Below are 13,388 nucleotides of genomic sequence, written 5' to 3' on the forward strand. Positions count from 1 at the left end.
ATGACTGAGGCCGCGCCCCGCCTCAGCCTGGTGGCCGGCGAGGCCTCCGGCGACCTGCTCGGCGGCCTGCTGCTGGCAGGACTGCGCGAGCGCTGGCCGGCCCTGCAGGCGGCCGGCATTGGCGGCCCGCGCATGGCGGCCCAGGGCTTCGACGCCTGGTGGCCGCACCACAAGCTGTCGGTCTTCGGCTATGTCGATGCGCTGCTGCACCTGCGCGAGATCCTCGGCATCCGCAAGGCGCTCGGCGAGCGCCTGCTGGCCGACCCGCCCCGCGCCTTCATCGGCATCGACGCCCCGGACTTCAACTTCGCGCTCGAAGCGAAGCTCAAGGCCGCGGGCATCAAGAGCATCCACTTCGTCTGCCCCTCGATCTGGGCCTGGCGCGCCGAGCGCGTGAACAAGATCCGGGCCTCGACGGACCACGTGCTGTGCCTCTTCCCCTTCGAGCCCGCCCTGCTGGCCGAGGCCGGCATCCCGGCGAGCTATGTGGGCCATCCGCTGGCGGATGTCATCCCCTTGGAGCCGCCCAAGTCCGCCGCACGGGGCAAGCTCGGGCTGGGCGAGGGCGAGTCCGTCGTGGCCTTGCTCCCCGGCAGTCGCAAGAGCGAGATCCGCTACATCGCCGAGCCCCTGCTGCAGGCCGCCGTGCTGATGAGCCGGGTCCGCCCCGAGCTTCGCTTCGTGATGCCGGTGGTGCCTGGCCTGCAGGCGCTGGTCCAGCCCCTGGTCCGCAAGCATGCGCCGGATCTGGACCTCACGCTGCTGGACGGCCAGTCCCACGAGGCGCTGGCCGCCTGCGACATCACGCTGGTGGCCAGCGGCACCGCCACGCTGGAGGCCGCGCTGTTCAAGCGGCCCATGGTGATCGCCTACCGCCTGCATGCGCTGAACTGGTGGCGCATCAAGGGCAAGCGCCTGCAGCCCTGGGTGGGCCTGCCGAATGTGCTGGCCGGGCGATTTGTCGTGCCCGAGCTGCTGCAGGACGACTGCACGCCCGAGGCTCTGGCCCGCGAAGGCCTGGCCTGGCTGGACGACCCGGCCCGTCGTGACGCGGCCATCGCCACCTTCCATGAGCAACACCTGACCCTGCGCTGCAACACCGCGCAGCGCGCTGCCGATGCCATCGCGCAAGTCCTCGCGTCCTGAGCCCCCGCATCAGCTGGGGCTGCTGTGGGATGCGCCGGGCCTGATGGCCGGCGTGGACGAGGCTGGCCGCGGTCCGCTGGCCGGGCCCGTGGTGGCGGCCGCCGTCATCCTCGACGACCAGCACCCGATCGCCGGCCTGGCCGATTCGAAGGTGCTGACCGAGAAGCGCCGCGAGCAGCTCTTCGACGAGATCCGCGCCAAGGCCCTGTGCTGCTGCATCGCCGAGGCCAGTGTCGAGGAGATCGACGAGCTCAACATCCTCCAGGCGACGATGCTGGCCATGCGCCGCGCCGTCGAGGGCCTGCGCCTGAAGCCCGCCAAGGTCCTGGTGGACGGCAATCGCCTGCCCACGCTGAAGATCCCCGCCGAGGCCATCGTCAAGGGCGATGCCAAGGTCCAGGCCATCTCGGCCGCGTCCATCCTGGCCAAGGTCCACCGGGACCGCCTGTGCGTGCAGTGGCACGAGAGCCATCCCGAGTACGGATTTGCCGGGCACAAGGGCTATCCCACCGCCGAGCATCTGCAGGCCCTGCGCGAGCACGGCCTCACGCCCTGGCACCGCCGCAGCTTCGGCCCCGTGAAAGCACTCCTCGAATGAAGCCCCAGCTCCAGCACATCAGCGCCCGCGACAACCCCAAGCTCCAGCGCCTGCGCAAGCTGGCTCAGGAGGCCAGTGCCTATCGCAAGCTTGGCAGCGTGTGGCTGGAGGGCGACCACCTCGCGCGGGCGGCCCTGCAGCGCGGCTGCACGCCGTCCATGGCGGTGATCACCGAGGGGGCCTGCCATGATCCGTCCCTGCTGGCCCTGGCCGAGCAGGCGCCGCTGGTGCTGGTCGTCAACGAGAGCCTGTTCCAGGGCCTGAGCGGCCTGGAAAGCCCGGCGCGCATGGGCTTCGAGATGGCCTTGCCGTCGGACGCTTCCCTGCAGCCCGGCATGGACACCGTGGTGCTGGACCGCCTGCAGGATGCGGGCAATGTGGGCACCATCCTGCGCAGCGCCGCGGCCATGGGCTTTCGCCAGATCGCCGCGCTCAAGGGCACGGCCGCGCTGTGGTCGCAGAAGGTGCTGCGCGCCGGCATGGGCGCGCATTTCGGCCTGCGCCTGGTCGAGGGCCTGCAGCCGGCCGACCTCGACCGCCTGCAGCTCCCCCTGATCGCCACCAGCTCGCATGCCGAGGCCGAACTCCACCGCGTGCAGCTCCCCAGCCCCTGCGCCTGGGTGATGGGCCACGAAGGGCAGGGCGTCCAGCCCGAGCTGATGCAGCGCTGCACGCTGACCGTGGGCATCCCCCAGCCCGGCGGCGAGGAATCGCTCAACGTCGGCAGCGCCGCGAGCATCTGCCTCTACGAAAGCGCCCGCCAAAGGCTGTTGGCCTGACTCTCGGGCGCCGATCACAACGGCGCTGCGCCAAAAAAAAGGAAAGGCCCGCTGCGCAGCAGCCGGGCCTTTCCGCTCAGGGCGACGCACGCGGATCCGGCTTTGCCGGGCCGCCGTGCGTGCCCCCTTGAGGGGGCTCGCGAAGCGAGCAGGGGGTGGTCAGTAAGCCGGGCCTGCGGGTGCGCCCCCTGGGGGGCTGAGGCCGGACACAAACGCCGTGGCGTTTGTGCCTGCCGAAGGACCGGGCCTCTGGTCCGGTGCGCCCTGCAAGGGCGCGAAGCGAGTAGGGGGGGATCAATAGATCAGTCTGTCGGGGCGAATGTCGCGGAGGATGGTCGTCGCGATTTCCTCGATGGACTTGTGCGTCGAGGACAGCCACGAGATCCCCTCGCGCTTCATCATGGTCTCGGCCTCGTTGACCTCGTAGCGGCAGTTGAGGATGTCGGCGTACTTGCTGCCGGGGCGGCGCTCGTTGCGGATCTGTGAGAGGCGTTCCGGGTCGATGGTCAGGCCGAAGCACTTGCGCTTGTGCGGGCTCAGCGTCGAGGGCAGCTTGCCGCGCTCGAAGTCCTCGGGAATCAGCGGGTAGTTGGCGGCCTTGATGCCGTGCTGCATGGCCAGGTACAGCGAGGTGGGCGTCTTGCCGCAGCGGCTCACGCCCACGAGGATGACGTCCGCCGTGTCCAGGTTCTTCGCGGACTGCCCATCGTCATGGGCCAGCGAGAAGTTGATGGCCTCGATGCGGTCGTGATATTCCTGGCTCTTCGCCACGTCCGAGAAGCGGCCCACGCGGTGGTTGGACTTGATCTGCAGCTCCTCTTCCAGCGGGGCGATGAAGGTGCCGAACATGTCCAGCAGCAGGCCTCGGCACTGGGCGCGCACGACGTCCAGCACCTCGGTGTTGACCAGCGTCGCGAAGACGATGACGCGCTGGCCTTCGCTATCGCACAAGTCATTGATCTCGCGGACCACCTGCCGGGCCTTGTCGGCGGTGTCGATGAAAGGGCGCCGCACGTGGCGGGGCTTGCCGCCAAACTGCGCCAGGATCGAGTTCCCGAAGGTTTCAGCGGTGATCCCGGTGCCGTCCGAGACGAAATACACGGTGCGATTGGGCATGTCCTGTTTCTCCGGAAACCTGGTTTCGTGGTGTTCCATCATAGAAGCTGATGCCCGTAGAATCGGTCGCATTCGATCGCTGGACCGCCACACCCAACCGCACGCAAGCGCCATGCAGCCGCTCCTCCTCCAAGCAGAATCCAGAAATGGTGGAGCCGCGCATGCCTTGATTCGGGTGATGTCTGTTGCCAGTGCTGCGCCGAAGGACGCGCCGCTCGCCCCCCGCGAGCCCGCTGCGCCCGGCGTGGGAACCCCGGTTTCACAACATCACGGAGTTTTCCCATGTCCTCTCGCTTCGACGCGGCCGCCCTGGTCGTCCCGTTTGAGAATCTGAGAATGAGCGACGTCGAGGTCGTTGGCGGCAAGAACGCCAGCCTCGGCGAAATGATCTCGCAGCTCGCCGCCTCCGGCGTGCGCGTGCCCGGCGGCTTTGCCACCACGGCCCACGCCTTCCGCGAGTTCCTGAAGTTCCAGGGCCTGGATGCCCGCATCCAGAAGCGCCTGGCCGACCTCAACACCGACGACGTCCGCGCGCTGGCCGAGGCCGGTGCCGAGATCCGCGGCTGGGTCGAGGCGCAGCCCTTCCCGGCGGACCTCGAGGCGGCCATCCGCACCTCCTTCGCCGCACTGACGGCCGACAACCTCGACGCCACCTTCGCCGTGCGCTCCTCTGCCACCGCCGAGGATCTGCCCGACGCCTCCTTCGCCGGCCAGCAGGAAACCTTCCTGAACGTGCACGGCGTCGAGGAAGTGCTGCACAAGATGAAGGAGGTCTTCGCCTCCCTCTACAACGACCGCGCCATCAGCTACCGCGTGCACAAGGGCTTCGAGCACAGCGAGGTGGCCCTGTCCGCCGGCGTGCAGCGCATGGTCCGCTCCGACCTCGGCTCGGCCGGCGTGATGTTCACCATCGACACCGAGTCCGGCTTCAAGGACGTGGTCTTCATCACGTCGAGCTACGGCCTCGGCGAGACCGTGGTGCAGGGCGCCGTCAACCCCGACGAGTTCTACGTGCACAAGCCGGCGCTGGCCAAGGGCAAGCTCGCCGTCATCCGCCGCAACCTCGGCTCCAAGCTGATCCGCATGGAGTTCAGCACGCCTGAGGAAAAGGCCGCGACGAAGAAGCTGGTCAAGACCGTGGACACCGCCCCCGAGCAGCGCAACCGCTACTCGCTGAACGATGACGAGGTCACCGAGCTGGCGAAGTACGCGCTGATCATCGAGCAGCACTACCAGCGTCCGATGGACATCGAGTGGGGCCGCGACGGGGTCGATGGCAAGCTCTACATCCTGCAGGCCCGCCCGGAGACGGTGAAGAGCCAGGCCGAGGGCCAGGTCGAGCACCGCTACAAGCTCAAGGGTCACAGCGTGGTGCTGGCCGAGGGCCGCGCCATCGGCCAGAAGATCGGCACCGGCCCCGTGCGCCTGGTCCACAACATCTCCGAGATGGAGCGCGTGCAGCCGGGTGACGTCCTCGTCACCGACATGACGGACCCGAACTGGGAGCCGGTGATGAAGCGCGCCAGCGCCATCGTCACCAACCGCGGCGGCCGCACCTGCCACGCGGCCATCATCGCCCGCGAACTGGGCATCCCGGCCGTGGTGGGCTGCGGCGACGCCACCGAGACGCTCAAGGATGGCCAGCTGGTCACCGTGGCCTGCTCGGAAGGCGACACCGGCCACATCTACGACGGCCTGCTCGAGACCGAGATCACCGAGGTGCACCGCGGCGAGATGCCGTACTGCCCGGTCAAGATCATGATGAACGTCGGCAACCCGCAGCTGGCCTTCAACTTCGCCCAGATGCCCTCCAGCGGCGTGGGCCTGGCCCGCCTCGAGTTCATCATCAACAACAACATCGGCGTCCACCCCAAGGCCATCCTGGACTATCCGAACATCGACGCCGACCTGAAGAAGGCCGTGGAATCGGTCGCCCGGGGCCATGCCTCGCCGCGCGCCTTCTACGTGGACAAGCTGGCCGAGGGCATCGCCACCATCGCCGCGGCCTTCTTCCCGCGCCCGGTGATCGTGCGTCTGTCCGACTTCAAGAGCAACGAGTACCGCAAGCTGATCGGTGGCTCGCGCTACGAGCCGGACGAAGAGAACCCGATGCTGGGCTTCCGTGGCGCGTCGCGCTACATCAGCGGCGAGTTCTCCGACGCCTTCGCCATGGAGTGCGAGGCCCTCAAGCGCGTGCGCAACGACATGGGCCTGACCAATGTCGAGATCATGGTGCCCTTCGTGCGTACCGTCCGCCAGGCCGAGCGCGTGGTGGAAATGCTCGCCGAGCGCGGCCTGAAGCGCGCTGCCGCGGGCGGGACCGATGGTCTGCGCCTGATCATGATGTGCGAGGTGCCCAGCAACGCCATCCTGGCCGAGCAGTTCCTCGAGCACTTCGACGGCATGTCCATCGGCTCGAACGACCTGACCCAGCTCACCCTGGGCCTGGACCGCGACTCCGGCCTGGAGCTGCTGGCCGGCGACTTCGACGAGCGCGACTCCGCCGTGAAGGCCCTGATCTCCCGCGCCATCACGGCCTGCCGTGCCACGGGCAAGTACATCGGCATCTGCGGCCAGGGCCCCAGCGACCACCCGGACTTCGCGGACTGGCTGGCGCAGGAGGGCATCGTGTCGATGTCCCTGAACCCCGACAGCGTCATCGACACCTGGCAACGTCTGGCGAAACGTTGACCCCCCCCCTACCGGCTTCGCCGGCCCCCCCAGGGGGGCGAGCCTCTAGGGCCGGCAAAGCCGGACCCTGAGGCTCCTGTGAGGGCGCGACGCCTGCGGCTTGCGCGTCCCGTTGCAGGGCCGGGCGTGTGGTTTGATCGTTGCCGGGTCCTGCCGGGTTGATCTTGATGCGGCCGCCGGCCGCGTTCGCGCATCATTGCTGCCATGCCCTCGCGCCCCTTGCTGCCCCGCCTGAACCGCATCTACGCGGGATTCACGCTGGGCTTCGTGCTGTTCGTGGCCCTGCTGGCGCTGCTGGAGCAGTGGGGCATGCCCAAGAGCTGGATCGGCTTCAGCTTCCTGGCGGTGACGGTGCTGGTCTACGCCGGCATCGGCATCATCTCGCGCACCACGGACCCGGAGGAGTACTTCGTGGCCGGGCGGCGCGTGCCGGCCTTCTACAACGGCATGGCCGCCGGCGCGGACTGGATGAGCGCCGCTTCCTTCATCGGCATGGCGGGCACGCTGTACCTCAGCGGCTACGGCGGCCTGGCCTTCGTGCTGGGATGGACGGGCGGCTTCTGCCTGGTGGCGCTGCTGCTGGCGCCCTACCTGCGGCGGCTGGGGCAGTTCACGATTCCCGACTTCATGGGCCAGCGCTACGACAGCCAGTGGGTGCGGCTCTTCGGAGCCGCCGCGGCCATCGTGATCTCCTTCATCTACGTCGTGGCCCAGATCTACGGCGTGGGGCTCATTACCACGCGTCTCACGGGCCTGACCTTCGAGATCGGGGTCTTCGTGGGGCTCGGCGGCGTGCTCGTGTGCTCCTTCCTCGGGGGCATGCGTGCCGTGACCTGGACGCAGGTGGCGCAGTACATCGTCCTGATCCTGGCCTACCTCGTGCCGGTGGTCTGGCTCTCGGTGAAGCAGACCGGCGTGCCGCTGCCGCAGGCGGTCTACGGCTACCAGGTGCAGCGCATCACCGAGCGTGAGCGCGAGCTGGTGCAGGACCCGCGCGAGATCACCGTGCGGGAGTTCTTCGCCAACCGGGCGCGGGACTACGAACGCAAGCTGCAGGACCCCGAGCAGGCGCTGGCCCGGGAGCGGGCCGAGGCCTCACGCCGCATCGCCGAGCTCAAGGCCCGCGAGGCCACGCTGGCGCAGGTCCAGCAGGCCGAGAAGCAGCGGGCCGCGCTGCCCAAGACCCCGGCCGAGGCCACCGAGCGGTGGACGCGCGCCCGCCAGCAGGACGAGCAGCTGGCGCTCCCGCTGGCCGGCATGCCGCCTCACGCGCAGCCCTTCGCGGGGCAGCCCGAGGGAACGCTGGACGAACGCGAGACCTTCGACCGCTCCCGGCGCAACTTCCTCGCCCTGGTCTTCTGCCTGGCGGTGGGCACGGCCGGCCTGCCGCACATCCTGATCCGCTATCACACGACCGCCACGGTGCGCGAGGCGCGCTATTCCGTGGCCTGGTCGCTCTTCTTCATCGCGCTGCTGTACTTCACGGCGCCGGCCCTGGCCGTGATGGTCAAGTACGAGATCTTCAACGGCCTCGTCGGCACGCCCATCGCCGAGCTGCCCGGCTGGATCGGGCAGTGGATGCGCGTGGATCCGGGGCTGCTGTCCATCTCCGACATCAACGGCGATGGCATCCTGCAGCTGGCCGAACTGCGCATCGGGGGGGACATCATCATGCTGGCCACCCCCGAGCTGGCGGGGCTGCCCTACGTGATCTCGGGCATGGTGGCGGCGGGCGGGCTCGCCGCGGCGCTGTCGACGGCGGACGGGCTGCTGTTGACCATCTCCAGCGCGCTCACGCACGACGTCTACTACCGCGGCGTGAACCCCCGCGCCTCGGCCACGCGCCGCGTGACGCTGTCCAAGGCCCTGCTGCTGGCGACGGCCCTCAGCGCGGCAGCCATCGCCTCGCAGAAGCCGGCGGACATCCTCTTCATGGTCGCCGCGGCGTTCTCGCTGGCCGGTGCGACCCTGGTGCCGCCGCTCGTGCTGGGCATCTTCTGGGGGCGCGCCAACAAGCAGGGCGCCCTGGCCGGCATGCTGACCGGCCTGTGCGTGACGGTCTACTACATGGTCCATGCCAGCACCATGCTGCGCCTGAGCCTCGGGGTGCCCGGGCCGGCCGAGACCTGGTGGGGCATCCAGCCCATCTCCGCGGGGGTGTTCGGCATTCCCGCCGGCGCGCTGGCCATGGTGCTGGTGAGCTGGCTGACGCCGCCGCCGAGCCAGGAGGTGCGGGAGCGCATCGCGCGGCTGCACCGGCCGCCGCAGCCCTGAGCGCGCGGCGCCGGGGTGGCGACCCAGCGGGGACGGCCGCCGGCCATCTGCGCAGGCCTCGCAGGGCCTGCGGCGACCCAGCGCCGGGCCTTGTTCAGCTAAAACGTCATGCCGCATTGCGTTGTGCCGGATTGGTGGGCTACAATCGCGGGCTTTCCCTTGCCGGACCCAGAGAAGACGCTGGGGTTCGGCTTCCTCAGCCAGGCTGTCATCTCGAGAGCCGGGCTGGAATCCACAAGGAGTGTTTATGCGTCACTACGAGATCGTTCTGCTGATCCATCCGGATCAAAGCGAACAGGTTCCGGCCATGCTGGAACGTTACAAGGGCCTGATCACCACCGGTGGTGGCGTGGTTCACCGCGTCGAAGATTGGGGCCGCCGTCAACTGGCGTACCTGATCCAGAAGCTGGCCAAGGCGCACTACCTGTGCCTGAACATCGAATGCAGCAAGGAAACCCTGGCTGAGCTCGAGACCGGCTTCCGCTTCAACGACGCCGTGCTGCGCCACATGACCGTGGTCAAGAGCAAGGCCGAGACCGCTCCCTCCGTCATGATGAAGGCGGTCGAGCGCGAGGAAGCCCGCAAGGCTCCTCAGGAAGCCTAAGCCCCAGGTTCTGTCGCGAGCCGTACCGCGCTTTCAGTGAATCAACTGGTTCTCACCGCGCAGGTACAGGAAGTCGGTCTGATCCGTTACACCCCCGCCGGCATGCCCGCCCTGGATTTCAGCCTCAAGGCCGAATCCGAGGTTCAGGAAGCCGGAAGGCCCCGCAAAGTCTCCCTGGAGATCCGGGCCGTGGTGATCGGAGAGATCGTCAAGCGCATCCAGACGCTCGGCATCGGAGGCCAAGCCCGCTTCAGCGGCTTCCTCAGCGCCCAGCGCAACGGCCGTGGAACGATGTTCCATGTCACCGCCCTGGATCAGCTCGCAGCGCCTGATTCGTTATCCGGATTGAAAAGTTAAGAGGTCACACTATGCCCCCAGCACGTGGTAAGGGTCGGTTCTCCAAGGACCGCAAGCCCAAGCGCAACCAACAATCGCTGCTGTTCCGTCGCAAGCGTTTCTGCCGCTTCACCGTCGCCGGTGTCGAGCAGATCGACTACAAGGACGTGGACACCCTGCGCGACTTCGTCGCCGAAAACGGCAAGATCACGCCCGCTCGCCTGACCGGCACGCGCGCGTTCTTCCAGCGTCAGCTGACCGTCGCCATCAAGCGCGCCCGTTTCCTGGCTCTGCTGCCCTACAGCGACCAGCACAAGGTTTGAGGAGTTAAGACACCATGCAAGTGATCCTGCTTGAAAAGGTGGCCAACCTCGGCAACCTGGGTGACATCGTCAAGGTCAAGGACGGCTACGCCCGCAACTTCCTGATCCCGACCCGCCAGGCACGTCGTGCCACCGAGGCCGCGATCAAGGAATTCGAAGCCAAGCGCGCTGAACTGGAAAAGGCTGCCGCTGAGAAGCTGGCCGCTGCCCAGGCCCTGGGCGAAAGCCTGACCGGCAAGACCATCCGTATCGCCCAGAAGGCGGGCGTGGATGGCCGTCTGTTCGGTTCGGTGACCAACGCCGACGTCGCTGAAGCCCTGAACAAGAACGGCTTCGCCGTGATCAAGGCTCAAGTGCGTATGCCGCATGGCCCGCTGAAGGCCGTGGGCGAGTTCCCCGTGAACGTCGCTGCCCACACCGACGTGGTCGTCGAGATCACCGTCCAGGTGGTGGCCGAGGCCGAGTAAGCCTTCGCCAAATCCTGATTGCGCAGTGCCCTGGGTACTGCGCACAATCAGCAAAGCCGACAGCCTTCCTGGCCGTCGGCTTTTGTCGTTTTCGGGGCGTGCAGTTATCCCGAACTGCCCCCACGTCATCCACAGACTTGTCCACAGCCGGCTGCCGCCGGGCTGGCGGACGGGTCTGGCCAAGGACCGCGCAGTTTCATGAACGCCATCGTTTCTCCGACCCCCGGCACCCCTCGCGACGACGAAGTGGCCCGCCTGCGTGTGCCGCCGCACTCCGTCGAGGCGGAGCAGAGCGTGCTGGGCGGCCTGCTGATCGACAACTCCGCCTGGGACCGCGCCGGCGACCTGCTCACCGAGACGGACTTCTACCGCTTCGAGCACAAGCAGATCTTCGGCGCGCTGGGCAAGCTCATCAATGCCGGCAAGCCGGCCGACGTGGTGACGGTCTTCGAGGAGCTCACCTCGCTGGGCAAGGCGGCCGACTGCGGCGGCCTGAAGTACCTGAACGACCTGGCGCAGAGCGTGCCGAGCGCGGCCAACCTGCGCCGCTATGCGGAGATCGTCCGTGAGCGCGCCATCCTGCGCAAGCTGGTGACCACCAGCGACGAGATCGCCACCGCCGCGCTGGCGCCCCAGGGCCGCGCCGTGACCGAGATCCTGGACGAGGCCGAGGGCAAGATCTTCCGCATCGGCGAGGAGGGCTCGCGTTCCAAGCAGGGCTTCCAGTCCATGGACCAGCTCGTGGTGCAGCTGATCGACCGCGTCAATGAGCTGGCCGAGCAGGGCGCGGAGGACGTCACCGGCGTGCGAACCGGCTTCTACGACCTCGACCGCATGACGGCGGGGCTGCAGCCGGGCGACCTCATCATCCTGGCCGCGCGGCCCTCCATGGGCAAGACGGCCTTCGCCATCAACATCGGCGAGAACGTGGCCATCAACGAAGGCCTGCCGGTCGTCATCTACTCCATGGAAATGGGCGCCGCGCAGCTGGCCTTGCGGATGGTGGGTTCCATCGGCCGCATCGACCAGGGCCACCTGCGCACGGGCCGTCTGGCGGACGACGAATGGAGCCGCCTCTCCGAGGCGGTGGACAAGCTCGGCAAGGCGGCCATCTTCATCGACGAGAGCCCCGGCCTGTCGCCCAGCGAAGTGCGCGCCCGTGCCCGCCGGCAGGCGCGGATGTGCGGCCAGCTCGGCCTGATCATCGTCGACTACCTGCAGCTGATGAGCGGCAACGGCGGTGCGAGCGAGGAAAACCGCGCCACGGTGGTGGGTGAGATCTCGCGGGGCCTGAAGGCGCTGGCCAAGGAGCTGCGCTGCCCGGTGATCGCGCTGTCGCAGCTGAACCGAAGCGTGGAAACGCGGCCGGACAAGCGGCCGATGATGTCCGATCTGCGCGAATCGGGCGCCATCGAGCAGGATGCGGACATCATCATGTTCATCTACCGCGACGAGTACTACACCAAGGAAGAGTGCAAGGAGCCGGGCGTGGCCGAGATCATCATCGCCAAGCAGCGTAACGGCCCCGTGGGCACGGTGAAGCTGGCCTTCCAGCGCATGCACACCAAGTTCGAGAACCTGGCACCGGGCTACGTGAGCCCGGCAGGGGACGAGTACTGATCGATGGATCCGGCCCCCTGTGGGCCCGGCACGGTCAAGCCCGGCGATCCGCACTCGCGGCGCCGGGTTTTTTAACGTCCTGCGGGGGAGGGCGGGCGGGGTGGTGACGGCCCGCCAAGGGGGCATGGGCGGTTCAGCGGCGAAGGGCATGCGGCGCACCGGGTCATTCGTTTGCGCTGCCTTGGGTACTGTACGAAAATACAGCATGCCTGACGCGCTGACCCCGCCCGATACCGGCCCCTTTGCAGACCGCGAAGAAGCCGTGCCGCTGCCATGGCCGCAGGCCATCAAGGGCCGGGGCAGCGCCTGGTCCATTGCGCACCGCTTCGCGCATGAGCAGCGAGAGGTCTACGACGACGGCTGGGGCAGCCTCGACCAGCAGGTGCAGGAAGAGACGCTGCCCCCCGAGACACAGGTGGTGGAGGAGCACGTCCGCAGCATCCTGAGCCGCAACCAGTCGCCGGACATCGTCTTCGACCTCTCCATCAACCCCTACCGCGGCTGCGAGCACGGCTGCATCTACTGCTTTGCCCGCCCCACCCACAGCTACCTGAACCTGTCACCGGGGCTCGACTTCGAGACGCGCCTCGTGGCCAAGGTGAACGCGGCCGAGCGCCTGGCCGCCGAGCTCTCGCGCCCGCGCTACGAGCCGCGCCTGCTGTGCATCGGCACGGCCACGGACGCCTACCAGCCCATCGAGCGCCGGCTGGGCATCACGCGGCAGCTCATTGACGTGCTGGCGGCGCACCGCCATCCCTTCTCGCTCGTCACCAAATCGTCCGGCGTGGAGCGGGACCTCGACCTCATCGCCCCGATGGCGGCCCAGGGCATGGCCGCGGTCTACGTCTCCATCACGACGCTGGACCCGGCGCTGGCACGCATCCTGGAGCCGCGGGCCGCGGCCCCGCACCGGCGACTGCAGACGCTGCGGGCGCTGGCCGAGGCCGGCGTACCCGCGGGGGTGAGCGTGTCGCCGCTGATCCCCTTCATCAACGAGCCCGAGCTGGAACGCATCCTTGAGCAGGCGGCCGAGGCAGGGGCGCGATCCGCCTTCAGCATTCCGCTGCGCCTGCCCTGGGAGGTCAGCCCCTTGTTCCAGGACTGGCTGGTGCAGCACTTTCCCGACCGCGCGGCGCGCGTCATGGCCCGGGTGCATGACCTGCGCGGCGGTCGGGACAACGATCCCCGCTTCGGCAGCCGCATGCAGGGGGAAGGGCTGTGGGCCGAGCTCCTGCAGCAGCGCATGCGCAAGGCCTGCGCACGCCTGGGGCTCAACCGCGAGCGCACGCCGCTGGACCTCACACGCTTCATGTTGCCCGTCCGCCCGGGGGGTGGGCGAGGCACTGGTGCGGGTGCTGGTGGTAGTGGCGCTGGTGGTAGTGGCGCTGGTGGTGCTCAGGGTGAGCTGTTCTAGCAAGCGCGGAGGGGCGGCAC

General features: G+C 68.3%; 12 protein-coding genes. 11 read left to right on the forward strand and 1 reads right to left on the reverse strand.

Translation table 11 applies throughout. The features are described 5' to 3' along the window. From lpxB to QRD43_RS10075, 3 genes are read left to right on the forward strand one after another with little or no spacing between them, the layout of a single operon-like run. Positions 1-1,146 (forward strand): lipid-A-disaccharide synthase, encoded by a 1,146-nt coding sequence (lpxB, locus tag QRD43_RS10065; protein WP_285982336.1) that lies wholly within the window; start codon positions 1-3, stop codon positions 1,144-1,146. Then, on the forward strand, positions 1,118-1,744 hold the full coding sequence (rnhB, locus tag QRD43_RS10070) for a ribonuclease HII (protein WP_285982337.1): 627 nt from the start codon (positions 1,118-1,120) through the stop codon (positions 1,742-1,744). The genes lpxB and rnhB overlap by 29 nt, the downstream gene beginning before the upstream one ends. Continuing rightward, positions 1,741-2,523: a TrmH family RNA methyltransferase gene (locus QRD43_RS10075; protein WP_285982338.1), complete on the forward strand. Its 783-nt coding sequence runs from the start codon at positions 1,741-1,743 to the stop codon at positions 2,521-2,523. Before rnhB ends, QRD43_RS10075 begins: the two co-directional genes overlap by 4 nt. 294 nt (positions 2,524-2,817) lie before the next feature. Here QRD43_RS10075 and ppsR read toward each other — a convergent pair whose 3' ends face one another. Further along, positions 2,818-3,639 carry a posphoenolpyruvate synthetase regulatory kinase/phosphorylase PpsR gene (gene ppsR, locus QRD43_RS10080; protein ID WP_285982339.1) on the reverse strand — a complete coding sequence of 274 codons (822 nt, stop codon included), beginning with the start codon at positions 3,637-3,639 and terminating at the stop codon, positions 2,818-2,820. Between the two features lie 282 nt (positions 3,640-3,921). On the opposite strand from ppsR, the gene ppsA reads away from it, so the two are divergent. From ppsA to QRD43_RS10120, 8 genes are all read left to right on the forward strand, one after another. Beyond that, complete coding sequence (gene ppsA / locus QRD43_RS10085) at positions 3,922-6,330, forward strand: phosphoenolpyruvate synthase (RefSeq protein ID WP_285982340.1); 2,409 nt, start codon at positions 3,922-3,924, stop codon at positions 6,328-6,330. Positions 6,331-6,534: 204 nt separating this feature from the next. Next, positions 6,535-8,604: a VC_2705 family sodium/solute symporter gene (locus tag QRD43_RS10090; protein ID WP_285982341.1), complete on the forward strand. Its 2,070-nt coding sequence runs from the start codon at positions 6,535-6,537 to the stop codon at positions 8,602-8,604. Between the two features lie 247 nt (positions 8,605-8,851). Then, complete coding sequence (rpsF, locus tag QRD43_RS10095) at positions 8,852-9,208, forward strand: 30S ribosomal protein S6 (protein ID WP_183102705.1); 357 nt, start codon at positions 8,852-8,854, stop codon at positions 9,206-9,208. Positions 9,209-9,244: 36 nt separating this feature from the next. Further along, positions 9,245-9,565, forward strand: coding sequence for a primosomal replication protein N (gene priB, locus QRD43_RS10100; protein ID WP_285982342.1), 321 nt, complete (start codon positions 9,245-9,247; stop codon positions 9,563-9,565). A gap of 11 nt (positions 9,566-9,576) precedes the next feature. Further along, on the forward strand, positions 9,577-9,867 hold the full coding sequence (rpsR, locus tag QRD43_RS10105; protein ID WP_285982343.1) for a 30S ribosomal protein S18: 291 nt from the start codon (positions 9,577-9,579) through the stop codon (positions 9,865-9,867). A gap of 14 nt (positions 9,868-9,881) precedes the next feature. Further along, on the forward strand, positions 9,882-10,334 hold the full coding sequence (gene rplI, locus QRD43_RS10110) for a 50S ribosomal protein L9 (RefSeq protein WP_285982344.1): 453 nt from the start codon (positions 9,882-9,884) through the stop codon (positions 10,332-10,334). A 198-nt stretch (positions 10,335-10,532) separates the two neighbouring features. Continuing rightward, the gene (gene dnaB, locus QRD43_RS10115) at positions 10,533-11,954 is read left to right on the forward strand and encodes a replicative DNA helicase (RefSeq protein ID WP_285982345.1); all 1,422 of its coding nucleotides are present in this window, start codon (positions 10,533-10,535) and stop codon (positions 11,952-11,954) included. Between the two features lie 205 nt (positions 11,955-12,159). After that, entirely contained in the window at positions 12,160-13,368 is a 1,209-nt protein-coding gene (locus tag QRD43_RS10120) for a PA0069 family radical SAM protein (protein WP_285982346.1), read from the forward strand. The last annotated feature ends 20 nt before the right edge of the window (positions 13,369-13,388 follow it).

This window comes from Roseateles subflavus, from assembly GCF_030285365.1.
Classification (GTDB): Bacteria; Pseudomonadota; Gammaproteobacteria; order Burkholderiales; family Burkholderiaceae_C; genus Roseateles_B; species Roseateles_B subflavus.